The 23219-nt window shown below is 71.2% G+C and carries 17 protein-coding genes; 8 read left to right on the forward strand and 9 right to left on the reverse strand.

Annotation, left to right across the window (positions count from 1 at the left end):
- Window positions 1-20: 20 nt before the first annotated feature.
- Window positions 21-1649 carry a PucR family transcriptional regulator gene (locus KCH87_RS07980; RefSeq protein WP_210585201.1) on the reverse strand — a complete coding sequence of 543 codons (1629 nt, stop codon included), beginning with the start codon at window positions 1647-1649 and terminating at the stop codon, window positions 21-23.
- Between the two features lie 92 nt (window positions 1650-1741).
- Here KCH87_RS07980 and KCH87_RS07985 point away from each other — a divergent pair, with 92 nt between their 5' ends.
- Both KCH87_RS07985 and KCH87_RS07990 read left to right on the forward strand, forming a co-directional pair.
- The gene (locus KCH87_RS07985) at window positions 1742-2506 is read left to right on the forward strand and encodes a class II aldolase/adducin family protein (RefSeq protein ID WP_210585202.1); all 765 of its coding nucleotides are present in this window, start codon (window positions 1742-1744) and stop codon (window positions 2504-2506) included.
- A gap of 169 nt (window positions 2507-2675) precedes the next feature.
- Window positions 2676-3596, forward strand: a complete 921-nt coding sequence (locus KCH87_RS07990) for an alpha/beta fold hydrolase (protein ID WP_210585203.1) — start codon at window positions 2676-2678, stop codon at window positions 3594-3596.
- A 5-nt stretch (window positions 3597-3601) separates the two neighbouring features.
- Here the strand turns inward: KCH87_RS07990 and KCH87_RS07995 are convergent, their stop codons facing one another.
- From KCH87_RS07995 to KCH87_RS08005, 3 genes are all read right to left on the reverse strand, one after another.
- Entirely contained in the window at window positions 3602-4261 is a 660-nt protein-coding gene (locus KCH87_RS07995; RefSeq protein WP_210585204.1) for a response regulator transcription factor, read from the reverse strand.
- Window positions 4258-5415 carry a histidine kinase gene (locus KCH87_RS08000; protein ID WP_210585205.1) on the reverse strand — a complete coding sequence of 386 codons (1158 nt, stop codon included), beginning with the start codon at window positions 5413-5415 and terminating at the stop codon, window positions 4258-4260. Before KCH87_RS08000 ends, KCH87_RS07995 begins: the two co-directional genes overlap by 4 nt.
- Before the next feature lie 210 nt (window positions 5416-5625).
- Complete coding sequence (locus KCH87_RS08005) at window positions 5626-6273, reverse strand: DUF4232 domain-containing protein (RefSeq protein WP_210585206.1); 648 nt, start codon at window positions 6271-6273, stop codon at window positions 5626-5628.
- A 292-nt stretch (window positions 6274-6565) separates the two neighbouring features.
- Between KCH87_RS08005 and KCH87_RS08010 the strand changes: the two genes are divergently transcribed.
- Window positions 6566-8206: a GMC oxidoreductase gene (locus KCH87_RS08010; RefSeq protein ID WP_210585207.1), complete on the forward strand. Its 1641-nt coding sequence runs from the start codon at window positions 6566-6568 to the stop codon at window positions 8204-8206.
- A 61-nt stretch (window positions 8207-8267) separates the two neighbouring features.
- Here KCH87_RS08010 and KCH87_RS08015 read toward each other — a convergent pair whose 3' ends face one another.
- The 4 genes from KCH87_RS08015 to KCH87_RS08030 form a co-directional block, all read right to left on the reverse strand.
- Entirely contained in the window at window positions 8268-8756 is a 489-nt protein-coding gene (locus tag KCH87_RS08015) for a carboxymuconolactone decarboxylase family protein (protein ID WP_210585208.1), read from the reverse strand.
- Between the two features lie 2 nt (window positions 8757-8758).
- Complete coding sequence (locus tag KCH87_RS08020; protein ID WP_210585209.1) at window positions 8759-9847, reverse strand: dihydrodipicolinate reductase; 1089 nt, start codon at window positions 9845-9847, stop codon at window positions 8759-8761.
- A gap of 189 nt (window positions 9848-10036) precedes the next feature.
- On the reverse strand, window positions 10037-10711 hold the full coding sequence (locus KCH87_RS08025) for a hypothetical protein (protein ID WP_210585210.1): 675 nt from the start codon (window positions 10709-10711) through the stop codon (window positions 10037-10039).
- Window positions 10704-11225: a SigE family RNA polymerase sigma factor gene (locus KCH87_RS08030; RefSeq protein WP_210585211.1), complete on the reverse strand. Its 522-nt coding sequence runs from the start codon at window positions 11223-11225 to the stop codon at window positions 10704-10706. The genes KCH87_RS08025 and KCH87_RS08030 overlap by 8 nt, the downstream gene beginning before the upstream one ends.
- A gap of 181 nt (window positions 11226-11406) precedes the next feature.
- On the opposite strand from KCH87_RS08030, the gene KCH87_RS08035 reads away from it, so the two are divergent.
- The 5 genes from KCH87_RS08035 to KCH87_RS08055 all read left to right on the forward strand — a co-directional run bounded on the left by KCH87_RS08035 (window position 11407) and on the right by KCH87_RS08055 (window position 22705).
- On the forward strand, window positions 11407-12504 hold the full coding sequence (locus tag KCH87_RS08035; protein WP_210585212.1) for a sigma factor-like helix-turn-helix DNA-binding protein: 1098 nt from the start codon (window positions 11407-11409) through the stop codon (window positions 12502-12504).
- Window positions 12505-12566: 62 nt separating this feature from the next.
- A complete protein-coding gene (locus KCH87_RS08040) occupies window positions 12567-14312 on the forward strand; it encodes a transglycosylase domain-containing protein (protein ID WP_308298776.1) in 1746 nt (581 codons plus the stop codon).
- A gap of 226 nt (window positions 14313-14538) precedes the next feature.
- The gene (locus KCH87_RS08045) at window positions 14539-20085 is read left to right on the forward strand and encodes a glutamate synthase-related protein (RefSeq protein WP_247195880.1); all 5547 of its coding nucleotides are present in this window, start codon (window positions 14539-14541) and stop codon (window positions 20083-20085) included.
- Window positions 20082-21794, forward strand: a complete 1713-nt coding sequence (locus tag KCH87_RS08050; protein WP_210585214.1) for a sulfite reductase flavoprotein subunit alpha — start codon at window positions 20082-20084, stop codon at window positions 21792-21794. Before KCH87_RS08045 ends, KCH87_RS08050 begins: the two co-directional genes overlap by 4 nt.
- 89 nt (window positions 21795-21883) lie before the next feature.
- The gene (locus tag KCH87_RS08055; protein WP_210585215.1) at window positions 21884-22705 is read left to right on the forward strand and encodes a hypothetical protein; all 822 of its coding nucleotides are present in this window, start codon (window positions 21884-21886) and stop codon (window positions 22703-22705) included.
- A 107-nt stretch (window positions 22706-22812) separates the two neighbouring features.
- Here the strand turns inward: KCH87_RS08055 and KCH87_RS48895 are convergent, their stop codons facing one another.
- On the reverse strand, window positions 22813-23214 hold the full coding sequence (locus KCH87_RS48895; protein ID WP_308298777.1) for a TetR-like C-terminal domain-containing protein: 402 nt from the start codon (window positions 23212-23214) through the stop codon (window positions 22813-22815).
- Window positions 23215-23219 lie beyond the last annotated feature (5 nt).

The raw sequence follows: 23219 nt of genomic DNA on the forward strand, positions 1-23219 counted from the left end.
CATCGAGAGGCGGTTCCGTCTCAGGAACGCGTGTGCTGTGCGTCGGCCGGCTCTCCGGGCAGCCACTGAAGGGCGAACCAGAGTTCCATGCGGACGCCGGGGTCCTGGAGGTCGACGTCGAGGAGGTCGGCGACGCGGGCCAGGCGGTGGCGGACGGTGTTGCGGTGTACCTGAAGGGTCGCTGCGGTGCGGTCCCAACTGCCGTGGAGAGTCAGCCAGGTGCGCAGGGTGTCGACGAGGACCGGGGCCCCTGGTGCGCCCGCCCGGTCCAGCGGGGCGAAGCGCGTGCGGGCCAGTTCCCTGGCGTCGGCGGGGGAGACGAGCGCGTGGACGGTGAGGGCGTCGGGGGTGTGGACGACGGCGGGTGCCCCGGCGGCGATCGCGCGTTGCAGGGCGCGTTCGGCCTGGGTGTCGGCGTGCGGCAGGTCGTGCGCGGACGCGGGTGCGCTGAAACCGAGAACCCACCCGAGGTCGGCCGCCTGGTCGGGGACGCTCGGCCGGGCGTCGGGGGCGCTGGGCACCAGTGCCTTCAGGTGGGGGCCGTCCATGTGCACGTACGGCGTACCCAACAGGGTTGCCAGCGCTGCCAGTTGGGCGGGATCACCGTCGTTCTGCGGCGCTGCCGCGGACCCCGCGGGCAGGTGCCGGCCGTGCACCACCGTCCAGTGCCGGCCCCTCGCCCCGCCGGCGGGCACGAGGGCGGGCGCGACCTCGGCGGGCGTCGCCCCGAGCATGAGCCGGACCAGCGCGCCGACGCTGTGGGTGTCGGTGCTCAGGGCGTGCCGCGGGCTGGTGAGCAGGGCCAGCAGGACCGTCGCCGTACTGGTCACCTGGCGGTGCACGACGGTGGGGGCCGTGGTGGCGGCCTGTCCGAGGGCCAGCGCCGCGGTGACGCCGTCCGCACCGGGGAGGGTGTGGACGGTCAGGTGCAGCTCATGGCCGGGGCCGCTCCCCTGGTCCGGGTGAACCCCTCCCGGATGGTGAGCCGCTGCCGCCGTCGGACGCCCGCCCCGCAGCAGCGTGCGTCCGGTGAGTTCGCGGAGGGCCTGCCGAGCGGCAGGTGATGCGGGACGGCGGCCCGCGGAGAAGAGTTCGATGCCCTGGGCGTCGTACAGCACGGACCAGGCCCCGGTGTGGTCCGCGAGCCGGCTGAGAACGGCCCGGAGGGCGTCCGGGCGGGCGGCCGCCGAGGCGAGCGCGGACTGCGCCCGGGAGATCTCCCGCAACTCGCGGTTGCGGGCTTCGGCGATCGCCGCGTACGTGGCCTGTCCGACGGCGACGAAGGGCGTGCCCGGTGGCAGCCGCAGCAGGGGCAGGCCGTGCCGGTCGCAGGCGCTGACGAGTTCGGGCGGCACCTCCGGGTGCACGGGGGCGACGCCGAAGCCGAGCGCGGCCACACCGGCGGAGGCGACCCGCCGTACGTATGTGTCGACGCCGTCCGCGTCGTCGGGGAGCCGTACCCCCGCGGTGAGGAGAAGTTCGCCGCCGACGAGGTAGGGCGTCGGATCCTCGATCTCCGTGGTGCCGACCGCACCGACCAGGCGGTCGGCGGCAGCCGGACCGGCCACCTGGCTGAGGCCCAGTCCCGGGTCGTCGAGCAGCACGCCGAGGCGCACGGACGGCTGCTCGGTCGTGGCGGATTCATCCAATGAGCGTCTCCATATTGGACAGAAACGGCACTTCAGCACCAGTACACCCCGTGGCTACGGTCATGTCACCCCCCACCCCTGAAAGGACCCCGATGACCGCCCCCACCCCCCACGTCGAGGAGCTGCGGCTGCGCCGCGAACTCGCCGCGGTGTACCGCCTCGTGGCGCACTTCCGGATGACGGATCTGATCTTCACGCACATCTCGGTCCGGCTCCCCGGCCCGGAGCACCACTTCCTGATCAACCCCTACGGCCTGCTCTTCGAGGAGATCACCGCCTCGAACCTGGTCAGGATCGACCTCACCGGCAACCCCGTCGGGGAGACCCCCCACCCCGTCAACCCGGCCGGCTTCGTCATCCACAGCGCGATCCACTCCGCCCGGCCCGACGCCCACTGCGTCCTGCACACCCACACCCGGGCGGGCTGCGCGGTCGCCGCCCAGGAGGAGGGCCTGCTCCCGCTCAACCAGATCTCCATGGAGTTCTACGGCAGGCTCGGCTATCACGCCTACGAAGGCGTCGCCCTCAATCTCGCCGAGCAGCGGCGGCTCGTCAGCGACCTCGGCGACCACCCGGCGATGATTCTTCGCAACCACGGCCTGCTGACCGTGGGCGAGACCCCCGCCCGGGCGTTCCTGCGCATGTACTACCTGGACAAGGCCTGCGAGATCCAGACCACCGCCGCAGCCGGCGGCGCGAAGCTCGTCCTCCCCGACCCCGAGGTCCGCGAGCTCACCGCACGCCAGCTGGCGGGCGAGGACCACGGCTCCGACCTCCAGGACGACAAGGCGTACGACCTCGCCTGGTCGGCACTGCTGCGGCTCGTGGAACGCATCGCCCCTGACTACAAGGACTGAGCCTGTCCCCCGTGCGAGCTACGCGCAGGTGTCCACCGTGTGGTGACGATTCCGGGCCGACGGATCCGTAGCTTTTCCCTCGGCCGCGGCGTTCCGGTCGCGGACCCGGAATCAACCCTTCGGCGCGCGTTCTCCTTTCGGCGCCCGATGTCTCTTACGGGGAGCAATCATGATCAATGGCAGGCTGCCTGCTGTCGTCGTCACGCTGACCTGCGCCGTGTCCGGTCTGGGGCTCGTCGGCTGCGAGGAATCGTCGAAGGCCGGCTCGGACGCGTCCGCCGAAAGGACAACCGCCGCTGGGAACAAGGCGGCTGACGAGGACTTGCTCACCGGCACCAGGAAGATCACGGTCGACGGCCGGTCGGTGAACGTGTCCTGTTCCGGCAGCGCGGCGGACGGCAGGCCGGCCGTCGTGCTGGTGGCCGGTGGCGGCGACGGGCTGGAGAAGATGGCCGGGATTCAAGAGACCCTGAGCAAGAAGAACCGGGTCTGTTCCTACGACCGGCTCGGCGAAGGCGCCAGCGATCAGCCCGATGGGCCCCAGACCCTGGAGAGCACCGGAAAGGTGCTGACCGCGGTGATCGATCGCGCTGCCGGGGACGGTCCGGTCGTCCTGGCCGGGCATTCGCTGGGCGGGCTGATCGCCGCCCGGTACGCCCCCGACCATCAGGACAAGGTCAAGGGCCTGGTCCTGATGGACGCCACCTCGCCGACGCAGAGCGCCGACCTCAACAAGGGGATCCCCCAGTCGGCCACCGGCCCGGCGGTCGAACTGCGGGAGCAGACCCTCGCGATCCTGCACGGCGGGAAGCCGGAGCGGCTCATGGTCCCCGACGGGAAGGTCCGGTCCGCCGGGGACATCCCGGTGGAGGTGATCCAGCACGGACAGCAGTACCTCGCGCAGGTGCCCGACTACGGGCCGGGCCTGGAGCGGGCGTGGACCGAGGGCCAGCGCAAGTGGCTCGCGGTCTCCGGCAGCAGCAAGCTGAGCACCGCCAAGAACAGCGGGCACTACATCTACGTCGACCAGCCCGACGTCGCCGTCCGGGCGATCGAGCGCGTCACCTCGCAGGCGGCGGACCGCGGGTAGGCCCGTCAGGTCACCAGGCCGTGGCGGTAGGCGTAGACGACGGCCTGGACGCGGTCGCGGAGATCGAGTTTGGCGAGCATGCGGGAGACGAAGGTCTTGACGGTCTCCTGGCTGATCACCAGGGCCGCGGCGATCTCGCTGTTGGACAGGCCCTCCGCGATCAGGCGCAGGACCTCCAGCTCGCGCGGCGTCAGCGGAATGCCGCGCGGGGTGCTCTCGGCGGGCCGGATGCGGGCGGCGTACTTGCCCACGAGTTGCCGCGTCACTTCGGGGTCCAGCAGGGCCGCGCCCGCGCCCACGGTGCGGATCCCGTGGAGCAGTTGGGCGGGCGGTGCGTCCTTGAGCAGGAACCCGCTCGCTCCCGCGCGCAGCGCCTCGTAGACGTACTCGTCCAGGTTGAACGTGGTCACCACGAGCACCTTGACCGGATGCGGTACTCCGGCACCGGCCAGTCGGCGGGTGGCCTCGATGCCGTCCAGCACGGGCATGCGTACGTCCATCACCACGACGTCCGGGTGCAGCCTGCCGGCGAGATCGACCGCGGCCCGTCCGTCCCCGCACTCGCCCGCCACCTCCAGGTCGGGCTGGGCGTCGATGATCGTCACCAGTCCGGTGCGGACCAGCATCTGGTCGTCGCAGACGAGGACCCTGAGCGGCTCGGTCACGCCGGGCTCCCGGCAGGTATCCGGGCCCGTACGACGAAGCCGCCGTCCGTCCGCGCGCCCGCGCTGAAGTCGCCGCCCAACACGTCGACCCGTTCGCGCAGACCGGCCAGGCCCCGCCCGCCCCCGCCCGGGGACGCGGTCCGGGAGCCGGAGCCGTCCGTGCTGACCTCCACGGTGATCTCCCTTGCGCCGTGGTGCACTTGCACCGAGGTGCGGCTGCCGTGAGCGTACTTGAGGGCATTCGTCAGGGCTTCCTGCACCACCCGGTAGGCCACCAGGTCGGCGCTGCCGGTCGACGTCGCCGGCCTGCCCTCCTCCGTGAACTCCACCGGCTGCCCGGCCCGGCGGGTCTGCTCCACGAGCGTGCGCAGCCTGCCGACCGTCGGCGTCCTGGCCTCGACACCGTGGTCGGGGTTGAGCAGATCCAGCAGATGCCGCAGGTCGGTGATGGCCTGCCGGCCGGTGTCGGTCACCGCCGTCAGCGACTGATCGAGGCGGTCGGGCGCGGCCGTCAGATAGCGTGCCGCCTCGGCCTGCACGACCATCGCGGTCACGTGGTGGGTCACCACGTCGTGCAACTCGCGGGCAATCCGGGTGCGTTCGGCGGCACGGGTGTCCTCGGCGATCCGACGGCGGCGCTCGGCCTCCAGTGACCGGGTGTAGCGCAGCCAGGCGCCCATGCCCCACGGGAGGGCCAGCGCCACGTAGTACAGCACGAACTCGGCCGGCGACTCGGCGCCCGCACCGAGCCGGTGTAGCGCGACCGCCAGCGGCACGAACGCCACGGAGAAGACCAGCACCGTGGCCCGCCGGTGCCGCTCCAGATGAGCCCCCGCGCTCATCAGCGCGACGGCCACCGCGGTGCCGGCGAACGAGTGGTAGCCGCGAAGCTGGTCGGCGGCGAAGCCGAGCGACACCAGCGTGAGACAGACGGCCGGCCACCGCCGGCGCACGGCGAGCGGGAAGCACTGGAGCGCGACGGCCACGACGGCCAGAGCGTCGAAGGGGCGGGCCGGTACGCCGCCCAGGTCCGTCCCGTGGTTCTGGAACGACGGGACGAGCGACCCGGCGAAGATCAGCAGCCCCAGCGGCAGATCCCGGACCGTTGCATCCAACCGCTGCCACAGCTCCGGGACCCGCGGAGAACCGATCACCGGGAGAGCGTAGCGGGAGCGGCGGACCGGACAGCGTGCCGGTCGGCGCGACGGCGGGCCACCCACAGGAGGGCCCGGTTCAGCGACCCGGTCCTGGCACCGTGAACGCTGCCGGGCCGGTGGGCAGTTGCACCGTGTACTGGCTCAGGTAGGTGTCGAGGTAGGGCGAGCGCTCGGGGTCGGACAGTCCTGCTTCGGCGGCGGTGTGCCTCAGTCGGAGAAGGGAACGGCATCGGCGGCGGACGTGTGCCAGCTGGTGACGATCGGCTTGTCGACGACGAACGATCCGACGTTCAGGGACACCGGGTTGGGGTCGCTGTTGGAGACGGAGACGATGAGGCTGTCCAGCTCCTTGCCGCCGTTCTCCTTGGTGGTCTTCGGGTTCACACCGGCGTAGGCGGTGACCCCATCGCGCAGCGTGATCTCCTGACCCGCGGACTGCTCCGCGGGCGCGGCGGCCGTGCCGTCCGATCCGAAGGCCACGACCGGCAGCGCGGCGGGCAGGACGCAGGTGATGCCGGACTTGGCCTCGGCCTTGATCAGGTAGTAGCCGCCCGCCTGGGTCTCAGAACTCACGCTCCAGGAGATGTCGTTGGTCCCACAGCTCTGCCCGTAGCCGGTCTTGTCTCCGGCCGTGTCGCCGCCGCCCGTACCGGAAGACTTCGAAGGGTCGGAACCGGTGCTTGAGACGTTCTTGTCCGCACCCTCGCCGCCGCTGGGCGCCGTCGTGCTTGCCTGGCCGGTTGCCCCCGAGGAGTCCGACGCCGACGACTTGTCATCGCCCCCGCACGCTGTCATCAGCAGGCTCGCGCCGAACACGGCGGTGACGGCAAGGGCGGTGCGCAGACGACGGTCCATTTCGGAATTCCTTCCAAGGTGACAGTTGCGGGGCACCAGTTGCTCGGCACCGCGCGTTGACGATCACCAAGACGACCACTCCTGACCGCGGGTTCATGCCGTCTCACGTCCAGGACACCGCTGTCACGCGCCTGTGACACGGCGGTGATGCCAAAGGGAGGGGTGGGTTATCGGTTGATTCCTGATTCCAAAAACCCACGAATTACACTCAAGTTACCCGTAGGTTTCTCCTGACTTATTTCAAACTCCTTAGTAGAACTCGTTCCGATTGAGGAAGAGGAAGGAGATCTACATGGACACCAGACCCGACAGTACGCTGCAAGGGAGAAGTTTATCTCGACGTCGATTCGTTGGAGGAACTGGTTCTATTTTTGGCGCCGCCGCTCTGGGTGCATTCGGAGTGCCGACCGCCGCAGCACTGCCCCGTGAGGCCGACGTCATCGAACCCGGCGCACAGGTCGCCGCACTCGTGATAGGCACCGGATACGGGGGATCCGTCGCCGCACTGCGACTCGCGCAGGCCGGCGTGGACGTCCACATGGTGGAAATGGGCATGGCCTGGGACACCCCGGGAACGGACGGCAAGATCTTCGCCAACACCACCACACCCGACTACCGGTCCTTCTGGCTGCGCACCCGGACCAAGCAGCCCCTGAGCAACTTCCTCGGCTTCCCGCTGGACAAGGACGTGCCGCGGTACACGGGCATCCTGGACGCCGAGGAAATGGGCGGCATCGCGGTGTACCAGGGGCGGGGAGTCGGGGGCGGCTCCCTCGTCAACGGCGGTATGGCGGTGACACCGCAGCGGGCCCGCTTCCCCGGAGTACTCCCGTCGGTCGACGCCGACGAGATGTACGACGTGTACTACCCGCGGGCGAACGGCACCCTCGGCGTCAGCACGATCGACCCTGCCTGGTTCGAGACGGCGGAGTGCTATCAGTACGCGCGCGTCGGCCGTAAGCACGCGGGGCGGTCCGGTTTCCCCTTCATGTTCGTGCCCAACGTCTACGACTGGGGCTACATGAAACAGGAGGCCACGGGAGCGGTGACCAGGTCGGCCCTGGCCGGCGAGATCCTCTACGGCAACAACCACGGCAAGAAGTCCCTACCGAAGACGTATCTCTCGCAGGCCCGCGCGACCGGTCGGGTCACCATCTCACCGCTGCACAGGGTCACTTCGGTGCGGCCAGCCACCGGCGGCTACTCCGTGACCATCGAGCAGCTCGACACGAGTGGGGCCGTCACCACCACCAAGACCGTGGTGGCGCAAAGGGTGTTCTTCGCCGCGGGAAGCGTCGGCACCAGCAAGCTGCTGGTCCGGCTGAAGGCGACGGGCGCGCTGCCCGGCCTCAACAACGAGGTCGGGAACGGGTGGGGCGAGAACGGCAACGTCATGTGCGGCCGGGCGAACCACCTGTGGGACCCGACCGGTGCGCTCCAGTCGTCCATCCCGACAGCGGGCATCGACAACTGGACCGCGGGCGGTGCGTTCGCGGAGGTGGCGCCGCTGCCGACCGGCATCGAGACCTGGGCGTCGTTCTATCTGTCGATCACCAACAACCCCCACCGCGGCCGGTTCACGTGGAACGCGGCGGCGGGGAAGGTGGACCTGGACTGGCAGACCGCGTGGAAGCAGCCGTCGATCACCATGGCGAAGACGATCTTCGACAAGATCAACGCCACCGAGGGGACCATCTACCGCACGGACCTCTTCGGCGCCTACAAGATCTGGGGCGACCATCTCACGTACCACCCGCTCGGCGGCGCGGTCCTCGACAGGGCCACTGACAACTACGGCCGCCTGCACGGCCACTCGGGCCTGTATGTGACGGACGGTGCGCTGATCCCCGGCAACACCACCGTCAATCCCTTCGTGACCATCACCGCGCTGGCGGAGCGCAACATCGAGAAGGTCATAGCCGAGGACTTCTGACCGTACGAACACACACCTGTGGGCCGTGGCCGAAGTGCCCCGGCCCGCAACCCCGAACGCCTCACGAACCCTGTGCCGAGGGCAGTACACAGACGCTGTCGAGCCCCAGCACATGGTTGAGCCGGCCGAAGGCCAGCCAGGAGCCGATGCTCATGCTCAACTCCACGATCTCCGCCTGGCTGTAGTGCGCCTTCATCCGGTCCCAGAACGCGTCGTCCAGGTGGTGATGGTCGAGTGCGTAGCGCTCCGCGTACTCGGCGGCGAGCCGGGTCCGTTCGTCGAAGGTGTCCGTGGTCCGCCACTGCGTGACCGCGTCGAGGAACGCCTCCTCGACCTTCTCCCCGTCGCGTTCGGTGCGCCAGTCCAGGCAGAACAGGCACCCGTTGATCTGCGCGATGCGCAGGCGGGCGGCCTCGAACTCACGCAGTCCGAGGGTCGAGTACTCATAGACGGCCAGGGAGAAGTTGCTGGCGGCCTGGCCGATCCTGGGTACCAGGTCGGCCCAGACGTACGGGATGGGCTCGGCGCCCTGGGGAATGTCGATCTGCATGATCACTTCTTTCCCAGTCTGCCCACCGCGGGGCGCAGCGGGACGTCGAGTGCGTCGAAGAGACCCGGTTCGGCCTCGACGAGCCAGTCGATGGCGTTCACCAGCCGGCCGGCCGCCGTCGCGTTGCCGCCCGCGGCCCTGTTCTCTCCCTCGTCCGTGGCCTCGACCGTGACCTCTATACGGGGGCGCCCTTCGATGATCACGCGATGTGCGCCCGCCCCGCCGTCGGGCGGTACCGGCCAGTCCGGGGCACAGCCGGCGTGAATGCGGGTGACATGCTCGATGACGATGCGGGGCTCGCCCTCCACCACGCCCTGCACCTCAAAACGCACCGCTCCCTGGGTACCGGCCGAGAACTCCCCCATCGTGTCCGTGACGACGGACGTGTCGAGCGGACGACGTTCCAAGGTCTCCTCGATGCCGTCCAGTTCGGCGCCCAGGGCCCGTGCCATCATCCTCAGCTGTCCGCCCCAGATCATCGTCGGAATGCCCTCGGCGAGCATCAGCGGCTGATAGTCCAGCGGATGTCCCATACCGATCAGATGGCGGACCGCTTCCTCCTGGTCGTAGGTCGAGTAGTCGAAGATCTCCTGGCAGCGGACGGTGTCGATGTCGGACCCGAGCCCGCTGACCAGCAGCGGGAGCACGTCGTTGGCCCACCCGGGGTCCACACCCGACACGAACAGCGAGCCGCCCCCGGCCTCGACGGATTCGAGCAGTACGTCGCGGATCTCGGGCGGCGCGTTCGTGCAGTCGTACATGCCGTACACGGACGGTGTGACGACCACCGCGCCGGCGCGGACCGCACGGCTGATGTCCTCGATGGCGCCGTCCGGGCGCACGTCACCGGACGCCGCGTACACGACCGCTCGCGGGGCTCCCGATCCGGCTCCGGACAGAACCGCGTCCACATCGTCCGTCGCCGCCACCCCGAGGCGCCGGCCGAGTCCGCCGAGCTCACCCGCGTCCTTGCCGACCTTGGCGGGACTGGACACCAGCACGGCCACCAGGCTGAGCATCGGGTGCGCAACGACAGCCCGAATGGCCGCCCGCCCGACGTTGCCCGTGCCCCAAACCACCGTGGGAATCATGGCCGGAGAGTAACGATGCACCCCAAAACTTCCCATAGCCGTGCACGAGGAATCGGGTGCCGGGGGTGTTCTGCCGTGCGCTGTGAGTGTCCGTCAGCGGACAGGGGTCAGTTCGTGGACCGGTCCGGGCAGGGACGAGCGCAGGCGTCGGTCGTGGGTGACGATGATTGACGCTACGTCTCGTCGGGTTCAGGACCCCGTGGCGGTGACCGAGAGGACGCTGCCGGCCTTCACGCTGGAGTAGAACCACTTGGCGTCGGTCGGGTCCAGACCGATCCAGTTGCCGCGGGTGTCGTACTTGGCGTCGCTCTTGACGTAGGTGAGGGCGACGCCGACATAGACCGGCTCGTCGTTGGCATCGCGCAGTTCGACCGCGAGTGAGATCTCCGCGCTGTAGCGGGCGCCGGCGGTCGGAGCGGCGACGGTCGGATCCTTGATGTCGTGCCGCTTGAACACGGTCAGCGGCCCTACGAGCCTGGGGCTGTCGGCGAGGCCCTTGGTGATCGCCATGACCCGGGCCCCGACGGTCAGGGTGCGCCGGTCGAGGTCGATGACGCCGTCGACGGGCATGGCGGGTGACGGAACCGCGGAAGTGGCGGCGGGTGACGGAACCGCGGGCGTGGCAGCCGGAAGCCGGCGCTGGTTCTCCTCCCCCGTGGAGTCCAGGATCAGTGCGAAGGCCGCCAGCGCGAGGGCTGCCGCACCCGCGGCCAGCGTGCCTGCCCTGCGGCGGCGCGCCCGGCGCACGGCACGGCCGCGGACCTCGGCGCCGGTGAGGACCGTAGGAGTCTCGTGTTCCGCGGCGAACTCGCGGAGCGCGGTGGAGAGTTCGGCGGAGCGTTCAGTGGAGAGGTCATCAGACACGGCCGCTCTCCTTCCGAACCGGCCCGTCCACCTCGGCCTCTTCGCCGACCGCCAGATGCTTCGCCAGCGCCGCCCGCCCCCGGGACAACCGGGCCTTGACCGTCCCCACGGGCGCACCCGTCTCGGAGGCTACCTGCTCGACGGTCAGGTCACACAGATGGTGCAGGACGATCGCCAGCCGCTGGGCCTTGGGCAGTTGGCGCAGCGCCGCGACGAGCGCCGTGCGGTCGGGACCGGGTCCCGGCGTGAACTCGGGTGGCGGATTGCGGCGCACCAGTTCCAGCCAGCGCTTGGCCCGGCGCCAGCGGCTGACCGCCAGGCGCATGGCCACCGTGCGTATCCACGCCTCCGGCGCCTCGTCCGCGAGGAAGCTTTGCCGCCGGCCCCAGGCCCGTACGAACGCCTCCTGGACCACTTCCTGCGCCTCCTCGCGATCCCCGGTGAACGCGGCGAGCTGGCCGGTCAGACGGGAAAACGTGGCCGCGTAGAAAGCGTCGAACTCGTCCTCGGTCATGCCCTCACCGGAGTATTGGATTCCCGTGCAACCCGGTCGCCCCAGCCGTGCGTACAGGTCCCATAGGTCGCGTACATCGAAACACACCCCACAGGAAAGACGATGAACTCGAGTCCCGGGATCCATCGGTCAGCTCTCGTATGTCCGCCCGCACCCGCAGCCGTACCGGAGGACCACCGAAGTGCCGCACCCCCACGATGACTTCGCCGTATACGCGCAGGCCGGCTGGCCCCGGCTGGTCACCACCGCGCAGCTGCTCGCCGGCGACCCCCGCGAGGCGACGGAGCTGGTGCGGAACGCGCTGGTGGGGGTGTGCGCGCGGTGGCGCCGAATACCGCGGGACGACGTGGACTTCTATGTACGGCGTTCCCTCGTCAAGGAGCATCTGCGCCGGGCGCGCCGCCACCAGGCCTTGCCCCAGGAGGAGTTGGGGGCCCTGTCCGCCCGGCAGCGGGTGGTGCTCGTGATGCTGCACTGGGAGGGCCTGGGCGAGACGGAGATCGCCCAGATGCTCGGCTGCTCGGCCGGCGCGGTCAGGAGCCGGGCCCGGCGCGGACTGGCGCTCTGCGGGGGCGACGCGGAGCGGCTGCGCGGGCTCTTCGCCGAAGCCGCGGAGGCCGCCAAGGGCGCCGAAACCGCCGAAACCGCCGACGGCGTCGTCCCGTTCGCCGTGCCGCTCGGTGCGATCGAACACCGGGGCCGGACCCTGCGCCGTCGCCGGGTCGGCGCGGTCACGGCCGTCTGCGCGCTGCTGCTCGCCCCTGCGGCCGTGTTCGCGGCCGACCGGATCCTGGGCGCCGGCGGCGCGGACGAGCCGGGCGCGAAGACGGTCGGTATGGCGTCGAGCCCCATACGGATCGTCGCGCCCGGCGAGCGGGTGGAGGCCGTGCCGGGAATGCAGGTCTGGCTGACCACCGACGGCAAGCACTGGTCGACGCCGCAGCGGCCCAACCAGTTCCGCGGCCTCGCCGAGGACGGGGGCGAGAGCGAGAAGCCAGGCGTCTCGGCGCAGTTGGAGCCGGTGAACAGCGCGTACTTCCTGTCGGGCCTGTACCACGGCCTGTCCGCCGACCCGGCTCGGGTCGAAGTGACCGTCGACGACAGCAAGATCACCGGCAGCGTCCTCACGCTGGCGGGCAGCCCGGGCTGGGGCGTCTGGTACGCGCGCGCCCCGCTGTCGGCGGCGAAGCTGAAGACGAGCTACGCCGAGGGCGGTCCGACCATCACGGTGTACGACGCGGCCGGCAAGGTCGTCGCTCGGTCCGGCGGCGACGGGTGAAGCGTCCGATGCCCGGCACTCACCCCCCACTGGTGGCGCCAGCCCCTTCTGAAAGGCCTCCCGTGCACGAACCGCCTGCCGCTCAGGACACGTCCGCCCCTCGGCGTTCGAAAGGCCCGGCGGGCTCGCACCGCCTCCGCCTGCGCATCCCGCTCCGCCTCCGCCTCCGCCGCACCCGGGGCCGCCTGCTGCGCCGGCTGGTCATCGCCTTCCTGGCGCTGGTCGCGACGCTGTGCACGGCCGCGGTCGTCGCGTACCAGCTGACCGGCATCCCCGAGCCGCACCCGGAGACCGTCACGCAGAGCACGGTCTTCATCGACGACCAGGGCTCCTATCTGGGCCGGCGCGGTCCCGTCGACCGCCAGGAGGTGCCGCTGTCGCAGGTCCCGCGGTACGTCCAGGACGCGGTGATCGCGGCCGAGAACCGCTCCTTCCGTACGGACAACGGGGTCTCGGCGCCCGCCATCGCCCGCGCGGTGATGGCCTCGCTGACCGGCGGCGAGCGGCAGGGCGGCTCCACCATCACCCAGCAGTACGTGAAGAACGCGCTGCTGAGCCCGGAGCAGACGCTGTCGCGCAAGGCACGCGAGGCGCTGATCGCCATCAAGCTCGATCGCACCCGCTCCAAGGACGAGATCCTGGAGGGCTATCTCAACACGGTGTACTTCGGCCGGGGTTCCGCGGGCATCCAGGCGGCCGCGCGCAACTACTTCGGCGTGGACACCCGGAACCTGACCGTCTCCCAGGGCGCCGCCCTGGCATCGATCGTCAACATCCCCTCGTACTACGAGAAGGCGGGCTCCGACCCCGAGGTGACCGCGAAGCTCAAGAACCGCTGGGAGTGGGCGCTCGACGCGATGGCGGCGAGCGGCAGCATCACGGCGAAGCAGCGAGCCGAGGCCGCCTTTCCGGCGCTCCGTTTCTATCCGCCGGGCACCACCGAGGGGCAGCGGCAGTACATGATCGACGTGGCCGCGAAGGAGGCCGCCGGCCGGCTCGGCATCACCGAGGACCAGCTGGCGCGCGGCGGCTACACCGTGCACACCACCTTCGACCTGGCGCTCCAGGACGCCACCACCGAGCTGGTGAAGGACCTCAAGGGCCGCAAGGGCGCCCGGCTGCACACCGCCGTTGTGGCGATCGAGCCCGGGGACGGGGCGGTGCGGCTGCTGTACGGGGGGTCGGACTACGCCCGGCAGCCGTTCAACGACGCCGTGGGCGGCGCGGTGGAGGCGGGGGCGGCGCTCGATCCCTTCGGCAAGGTCCTGTTCGGCGCCCCGCTGGCCACGCTGCCGAAGACCGCGGCGCCCACACCGCTGAAGCTGGCCTCGGCGTATGCGACCGTGGCGGCGAACGGCGTGTACGCGACTCCGTACACGGTCACGAAGATCACCCGGGACGGGCGGCAGGTCTACGCCGCGCGCCCCGACACACGGCGCGCGCTGGACGAAACGGATGCGCTCATGGTGAACGCCCAGATGTACAAGAGCGCGGAGTTGCCCCAAAGGGTGGAGCCGTACAAGGACGCGCCCGTCTACAAAGAGGTGCCCCCGTCGGCCCCCGCGGCCCGGGCCGCTTCGCAGGCCTTCTTCACTGCCGGAGCGGGCGGCGGGATCACCCGCCGGACCGTGTGGTCCACCGCGCTGGACTCCCGGCTCGCCCTGACGGTCGCGCTCTTCGCCGACCGGCCCGGCGAGAAGAAGAACACGACCGTGCCCGCTCAGCTGCCGAACAGTCCGGCGCCGGCCGATACCGCGGAGGAGATCGCGGAGGAGATCTGGCGGCTGGCCACCACGGGGGCGGGATAGTCCCGCACGCCGGTGCCCTGGCGCTACGTATGCGCAGGTCACCTACTTGCGGCGCAAGTTAGGTAAGCCTTACTGTATTCACTCGCACCACTCAGGGCCCCGGCCGTCACCCCGGTGCGCCCGCGGCGAGCGCTCCACCGACGCAGCCTGGCCGTCCTCCCCCAGTGCCTCAAGGGCCTGGGAGGCACCCCCTGCCGGAACCCGCACCCGCTCAGAGGACCCGCACTTGAACCGCCCTGTGCCTCGCCCTGTCCATCGGTCTGCCGATCGCTCCGCCTTCGGCCTGTACGACCCCGCCCGCGACCACAGTGACTGCGGCGTCGGTTTCATCACCCGGCTCGACGGGACGCCGAGCCATGACGTCATCCGCAAGGGCGACGAGGCGCTCTGCGCCATCCCGCACCGGGGCGGTGCGTCCGCCGAGGGGGTCGGTGACGGCGCGGGGGTGAGCGTCGATCTGTCGGTGGAGTTCTTCGGCGCGATCACCGGCGAGGAGCTGCGCGCAGGGCAGTTCGGCGTCGCCAACTGCTTCGTGCCGACCGGCTCGGCCGGGCGCCACAGCTCGGTCGGCCTCGTCGGGCGGTGCATCGCCGAGCAGGGCTTCGAGATGCTGCTCGTGCGGGACGTACCCGTGGATCACGGCGTCGCCCGGCCCGCCGCCGAGCAGTACCAACTCCCCATCGTGCAGTGGGTGTTCCGGGCGCCGGCAGGGTGGGAGCGGGCCGATGTCGACGCCGCCTGCCATCGCGCCCTGCTCGCCGTCGAAGCCGTCGCCTACGCCGATGACACGTACGCCGGGCTGTACCCGCTGTCGCTGAGCGCGCGGACGCAGGTGCTCAAGGGGCGGCTCAACTCCGGTGAGGTCATCGGGTACTTCCGTGATCTGTGCGATCCGCGGCACTCCGTACGGTCGCTGTACTTCCACACCCGGTTCTCCACCAACACCGAGCCGCACCCGACCATGGCGCAGCCGTTCCGCCTCATGGCGCACAACGGCGAGCTCAACACCGACCGCAAGAACCGGCTGAGCGACGAGGCCCTCGCGCGTGCCCGCACCCGGAGCATCGTGCGTCCGCCGGGGCAGTCCGACTCCAGCCGCCTCGACCAGACCCTCCAGAGCCGGGTGTTCGACGACGGCCTCGACCTCGTCGAAGCGGTCGTCTCGCTCATGCCGCCCGCGTGGGAGAACGACCGCACCCTGCCCGTCGCCGTCCGCGACATGCTCGAGTACTTCTCCCTCTACGAGGAGAAGAACGACGGTCCGGCGGCCGTGATCTTCAGCGACGGGGACGTGGTCGGCGCCCGCCTCGACCGGCTCGGCCTGCGTCCGCTGCGTACCGTCGAGACCGCCGAGTACCTGATCGTGGCGTCGGAGGCGGGCCAAGTCGCCTTCCCTGACGGCGAAGTGGTGCACCGGGGCCGTATCGAGGCCGGTGGCATGCTCGTCGTGGACCACCGCACCGGCCGCCGGATGCGCACGCGCGAGGTGCTCGACGCCCTCGCCGCGCGTCGGCCGTACAGCGAACTGCTCACCGCGGCCCGGGTGAACCTCGACGACCTGCCGGCCCCCGACTACTACCGCGGCACGACGACGCTCGGATACGACGGCGACCTGACCCTCGCAGGGCGGTACGTGGCGTACGCGCTGAACCAGGAGAGCTTCCGGTTCATGCTCGACCCGATGCTCGCCAACGGGTCCGAGCGGATCTCGGCGATGGGCTACGGCAACGCCATCAACGCGCTCAGCGACACCGAGGGCGGCATGGCGAAGTACTTCTCGCAGCGCTTCGCCCAGGTGACGAACCCGCCGCTGGACAGCATCCGGGAGGCCGACGGCATGAGCATGCGGGTCGCCCTCGGCCCGAAGCCCGACGGCACCGGGAACACCAACGCGCGTCAGATCGTGGTGTCCTCGCCCGTGCTCGGGCACCTCGACATGGTCCGGCTGCGTGATCAGCGGATCGTGCCGCTGGAGCGGTTCGCCATGCTCTACGACCCGGTGCCGGGGGACGAGACCGCCAACGCCGACGCGCTGCGGGCCGCGCTCGGGCGGCTCTGCGACGACGTCGAGCGGTTCGCGGCGGAGGGGGGCGGTATCGCGGTCCTCACCGACCGGGCGATCTCGTCGACGCGTGCGCCGCTGCCGGTGATCCTCGCCGTCGCCGCCGTGAACCAGCGCCTGATCGAGACCGGGCTGCGGCTGCGCCTCTCGATCGTGGCGGAGAGCGGTCAGCTGGCGTCGTCGCACCACGTCGCGACCGCCCTCGGCTTCGGCGCCTCGGCGGTCTACAGCCTCAGTGCACGGCTGCGCGCCGAGGAGAAGTACCCGAGCGCGCCCGCGCCCGCGGGCGAGATCACCGGGACCGACCGGGCGCTGGCCAAGTTCCGCAAGGCCGCCGAGAAGTCCCTGGCGAAGACCATGGGCCGCGTCGGACTGTGCACCGCCGAGAGCTACATCGGCGGCGCGTTCTTCGAACCGAACTACCTCGACACCCGCGACGACGTGTTCGCGCGGGCCTTCCCGCACATGGAGGCCCCGGTCGGCGGTGTCGGCTTCGCCCGCATCGCACAGGCCGCGACGGACTGGCACGAGCGGGCCCGCACGGTGGAGACCGAGCAACAGGTCCCGCTGCTCGGCCTGTTCAAGGAGCGGTCGGACGGTGCCGGGCACTCCTTCGGTGTCACGGCCGTGCGCGGCTTCGGTGACATGACCGAGGAGCGGCCGGAGTTCGGGCGGCCGGACGACTCGGACGCGCTGCGCCTGCTCACGCTCGGCCAGCTCGACGACGCGTTCGGCATCACCGACGCCGCATACCGCAACACCGGGTACGACGCGCTCAGCGACGCCGAGATCGACGCGTTCCGGATCACGCCCGGGTACCGCGCCTTCCTGCGGACGACCCATGAGGAGCGGTCACGGCGCCCGGCCGCGCTGCGTGATGTGCTCGCGCTGCCCGCGGATGTCACCGGGCTGCGTACGGCGGAGGACTTCGCCCGTGAGCTGGGCCGGTTCTCGACCAGCGGCAATGCGAGCGTCACGGTTCGTGGGGTGGTCGCGTCGGTCGTGGACGAGTCGACCTTCCGGCTGAGCCTCAACGGGGGTACGGAGCTGCACACCGCCCTCGCCGACGGCCTCGCGCTCGCGCACCCCGGCGAGGTCGAGACCATCCGCACGGACACCGACGGCGTCCTCGTCACCGCCACCGGCACCGCCGCCCGCCTCCTCGCCCTCCTGGACAGCGCCCCCGACAGCGTCCAGCTCTCCGACGTGCAGCCCGCCCACGAGATCACCCGCGCCCTCGCCTCCGGCGCGATGAGCCACGGCGCGCTCGTGGCGACCGCGCACGAGGCCGTCGCGCACGGCACGAACATGGTCGGCGCGATGTCGAACAGCGGCGAGGGCGGCGAGCACCACACCCGGTACGGCACCATCCGCGGCTCCCGGATCAAGCAGTTCGCGTCCGGCCGGTTCGGCATCTGGGCGGGCTATCTCGCCGACCCGATGCTCCAGGAACTGGAGATCAAGATCGGACAGGGCGCGAAGCCGGGCGAGGGCGGTCAGTTGCCCGCGCCGAAGGTGACGGTCGACATCGCCGCCGCGCGTGGCGGCACCCCGGGCATCGAGCTGATCTCACCGCCCCCGCACCACGACACGTACTCCATCGAGGACCTCGCCCAGCTCATCCACGACTGCAAGGCCGCCCGGGTCCGGGTGATCGTCAAGCTCGTGTCCTCGGAGGGCATCGGCACCATCGCGGTCGGTGTCGCCAAGGCCGGCGCGGACGTCATCAACGTCGCCGGGAACACCGGCGGCACGGGCGCCGCGGCTGTCACGAGCCTCAAGTACGCGGGGCGTTCGGCGGAGATCGGCGTCGCCGAGGTGCACCAGGCGCTCGTCGCGAACGGGCTCCGGCAGAAGGTCGTCCTGCGCTGCTCCGGCGCCCACCAGACCGGCGGCGACGTCGTGACGTCGGCGCTGCTCGGCGGCGACAGCTTCGAGTTCGGTACGACCGCGCTGATGATGCTCGGCTGCGTCATGGCGAAGAACTGCAACGTGAAGTGCCCCGCCGGGCTCACCACGAACCCCGAGGCCTTCGAGGGCGACCCGCGCGCGCTGGCCCAGTACCTGCTCAACATCGCGCATGACGTACGGCAGATCCTCGCCCGCCTCGGCCTGCGGTCGCTGAGGGAAGCGCGCGGGCGTACGGATCTGCTGCAACTCCTCGACCACCCGGCGAGCGTGGGGCGCCTGGACGTGCGGCGCCTGCTCGCGCGCGTGCCCGAGAAGGTCGTAGAAGATCCGGAGTACCTGGAGAAGGACTTCACCACCGACGACGCCCTCATCGAGCGGGTCCGTGCCACGCTCGTCGAGCGGCGGGAGCCGGCCGTGCTCGTGGAGGGCATCCGTCTCCGCAACAGTGACAAGTCGGTCGGCGGGCAGCTCTCCATCGACATCGAGCGGCTACTCAACCACCGACTCGCTGTCGATGCCCCCGCGATCACCACCGACGACCGCGGCCGCCGCCGCCTCGTCGACGACGCCGTCCGCATCCGCACCACGGGATCCGCCGGACAGTCGTACGGCGTGTTCTGCAACGACGGCATCACCCTCGAACACACCGGCACCGCCAACGACGGCGTCGGCAAGAGCCAGAGCGGCGGCCGGATCGTCGTCCGCGCCCCGGGCGGCGGCAGCGCCGAGCGCGGGGGCAACGTGCTCGTCGGGAACTTCGCGCTGTTCGGCGCGACCGGCGGCCGGACGTTCGTGCAGGGGGAGGCCGGTGACCGGTTCGCCGTGCGCAACTCCGGCGCGACAGCGGTCGTCGAGGGCGTCGGCGACTTCGGCTGCGAGTACATGACCGGCGGTACGGTCCTCAACCTCGGCGGGTTCGGCAAGGGCCTCGGCAACGGCATGAGCGGCGGGTTCCTGTACCAGTACGACCCCTCGGGCGAGGTCCGCGACCGGGTGAGCGCCGACTCGCTGCTCGTGTTCCCGGTGACGGACACCGGGCACGGCGCCTTCCACGAGGAGGCCGTACGACTGCTGCTGGCATGGCACTCGGAGGCCACCGGATCCCCGCTCGCGGCCCGGCTGCTGGAGGACTGGGAGTCCGAGCGGCGGCATGTGTACTGCGGGATGCCCCGCGCCCTGCTGCTGTACCAGGACGCCACCGAGATCCTCGCCGCGGCCACCCGGGCCGAACTCCTCGACGAACTGGCGACCTCGATCGCGACGGACAAGCTGCGCGCGTTCAAGGTCGACTACCGCGACCGCCGTACCGTGCTCGGCGGCCGGGCCCCGGCCTTCGGTGACCAGGGCAGCGACGACATGTTCTCGCTGCTGTCGTCGTACACGGTGCTCGGCGCCGCGCAGGACCTCGCGCTCAAGCGGGTGCCGGGCGCGAGTGGCCCGGACGATCCGCGCGTCGCCGAGGCCGTCCGCAACCTCGTGCTCACCGAGGACTTCTTCGTCAAGCAGCGGGTCGTGAAGTACCTGCGCGGGACGCTGGAGCGGTTCGACGACGGCGAGTTGGCCACGCTCATCGCGATCAAGCGCCTCGACGACTACAAGAGCGCGCTCCGGCAGCGCAACAACCTCAGCGTGGACGCCCCCGGCACCTACGGCTGGATCGTCCACCAGACCACGAAGAACGCCGGCCGCGTGCGCGCCGCCCGGTTCGACGAGCTGCTCGCGAACGCGGCGCTCGCCGACATCGCTGACATCGCGAGCCGCCGCATCCCGCAGGCCCCGACCGAGACGGTGACCGCATGACCCTCATGCCCCCGACCGGGTCCCTCATCCCGGCCGACGCGCCGTTCTCCGCGCAGCAGGAGGCCTGGCTCGCCGGGTTCATCGCCGGCATCGCGGCCGCCGGACACCGGGACACCACGACCGGCGACGCACCCGTGGCGACGGTCGACGTCCTGTTCGGCACGCAGACCGGGACCGCCGAGTTCCTCGCCGGCGAACTCGTCGCCGGGGCCGGCGCCCGTGGCCTCGGCTCCACCGCCACCGCGCTCGACGACGTCACACCCGAACGGCTCGCCGCGATGTCCCACGTCCTCGTCGTCACCTCGACGTACGGCGAGGGCGAGATGCCCGACAACGCCGGGCTGTTCTGGGAGGCGCTCCAGTCGGACACGGCACCGCGGCTGGAGGGTCTGCGGTACGCGGTCCTCGGGCTCGGCGACCGGGGGTACGACGACTTCTGCCAGGCCGCGAAGCTGATCGACACCCGGCTGGAGCAGCTCGGGGCCGGCCGGCTGCACGAACGCGTGGACTGCGACGTCGACTTCGAGGAGCCGGCTGCCGAGTGGACGGCCGCGGTGCTGGAACGGCTGGCTGCCGAGACCGGGGCAACCGGTACGGGCGCGGCGCCGGCCCCAGCGCCCCGCTCCCCCTGGAACAAGCGCACCCCCTACCCGTCCCGGCTCGCGGTGAACAGACTGTTGTCCTCCCCGCGCAGCGCGAAGGAGATCCGCCACTACGAGTTCGACCTCGGCGACAGCGGCATCACGTACGAGGCCGGCGACGCGCTGGCCGTCGTACCGCTGAACGACGGCGCGCTGGTCGGCGCCCTCCTGGATCACCTCGGCGCGAGCACCGACGGGGAATCCGCCCGACTCCTGCGCACCGAGCGGGAGATCCGCACCCCGTCGAAGGAGCTCATCGCCGACCTCGTCGAACGGGCACCGTCGAGCGAACTCGCCTCGGTCGTCGCGCACGGCGACCGCTGCGACCTCGACTCCTGGCTCTGGGGCCGGGATGTGCTCGACCTGCTCCGGGACGCCGGGCCCGCCGCACCCGGCCTGGCCGAACTCCTGCCCCTGCTACGGCCGTTGCAGGCACGGCAGTACTCGATCTCGTCGAGCCCGCTCGCCCACCCGGACCGCGTCCACCTCACGGTCGCGTCCGTCCGGTACGGCAGGTACGGGGGCGTCGCGTCGACGTATCTCGCGGACCGCACCGGCGAGGACGCGACCGTGGGCGTCTATCTGCAGCCGAACGCCTCCTTCGGCGTCCCGTCCGACGACGACGTCCCGATGGTCATGATCGGCCCCGGCACGGGCATCGCACCCTTCCGCGGCTTCCTGCACGAGCGCGCCGCACGAGGCGCCTCCGGGCGCAACTGGCTGTTCTTCGGCGACCGGCACCGCGAGACGGACTTCGTGTACGAGGACGAGCTGACCGGGCTGCGGGAACGCGGCGTACTCACCGAACTCGACCTCGCGTTCTCGCGCGACCAGGCCGAGAAGGTCTACGTGCAGACGCGGATGCGGGAGCGGTCGCGCGAGCTGTACGGGTGGCTGGAGGACGGCGCGCACCTGTACGTGTGCGGTGACGCCTCCCGCATGGCGAAGGACGTCGAGGCGGCACTGCTGGGCGTCATCGCCGAGCAGCGCGGACGCGGGGACGACGACGCCGCGGAGTACCTCGCGGAGCTGCGACGGGCGAAGCGCTACGTACGGGACGTGTACTGAGCATGACGGACCACGAGCCCTATGGCTCCTGCGCGTTCGAGGGGTGCTGCGGCAGGCGGAACAGCCGTGTGCGGTTGATCGACTCACGCATGCCCGAGCTGGCCCGGTGCCTGACGCTCTTCCAGTACGTCCAGGCCGTCACCGGAGGTCCGGTCGCCCGGATCGACCAGGCCGGGAGTTACGCGGTCCCGAGCCTGCGCGGCGACGCGTTCGCCGTCCGCCCGGGCTCGATCGCGCTGCGCATCGACGCCGACGGTGTCGCTTCGGCCGTGGTCGCGCGGGACGAGGGCACCGGCTCGGTCGCCCTGCACCTGTTCGACGCGGACGGCCGGACCGTGCACCAGGGGCGGCTCCTCTCCGAGGGAGACCGCCTGCTGGTCGGACTCGCCCGTACGGTCGAGGCGGGGGCGTCGGTCGCCGGTCCGTCCCCGGCGCCCGAGGTGCCGGCGTGGGAGAACGGCGACCAGCTCGCGCAGCTCGACGCGGTCCTCGCGGACGGCGGGGTGGCCCGGCGCGAGGCGTTCGACCGGTACCGCGGCGAGCACCGGCCGATCGACGTCGACGTCATCGCGTCCGTGCTCGACCACGTCTACTCCGTCGGACTGCCGGTCGGCGTCGCGGTGTTCGCCCCGGCGGCCATGCAGGCGTGCGGCGGCCGGGTGCACGTCACCGACCGGACCGTCGGCGGGCGGGTGTTCGCGGCGATCGCGGACAGCTCGGTGGAGATCGACCTCGCGGGCGTCCGGGCCTGCCACCTCGTCCGCTCCACGGCGGCGCACGGCCCGACCTCTGCCCTCGAACTCGACGACGAGGACGGCCGCTGCGTCGCGGTCATCACCCAGTTCGGAATGGTCGGGGAGGACGTACACGCGGCCTGGGAACACCTCGCGGCATCACTGCCCGACGCCTGAGCCTGTCCGGCGGATCAAGCCGCGGGAAATCGGCGGCGCCCTGTGACTGCTGGTGAGCGGGGTCTGCTGCGTGCAGTTGCAGGGCGTGGGAGAGAGCTGGACGGGCCCTAGCCTGTCGGGCCGGCCGGCACCTCCGCGCAGGCGAGGGCGTACGGCCAGATCGTGGCGCCGATCTCGTCGGGCGTCCCGGGGCAGTCACGGCTCAGCCAGTCGATGACCGTGCCCAGGACGGCGCCCGCCAGGAAGGCGTCGACCGGGTCGTGCGGTGTCTCGGCGAAGTGGTCGGCTCCGGCAGCCGGAGCGTCATCGGCCAGGCCACGGCTGATGCGGGCGGCGAGCGCGATGCAGTGGAGCAGGTGGTTGATCATCCGAGCGCTGCCCTCGTCGCACAGGAGGGCGCGGTAGAGGGGAGCGTGCTCGGCCACATGGGCGAACAACCCGGGCATGGGGTTGCTCAGCGGCTCGCCGTCGGGCCCGAGCGGCCCCCGCGGAATCGGCGCCGCGGCCACCAGCC

Source organism: Streptomyces sp. GESEQ-35 (assembly GCF_017948485.1).
GTDB lineage: Bacteria > Actinomycetota > Actinomycetes > Streptomycetales > Streptomycetaceae > Streptomyces.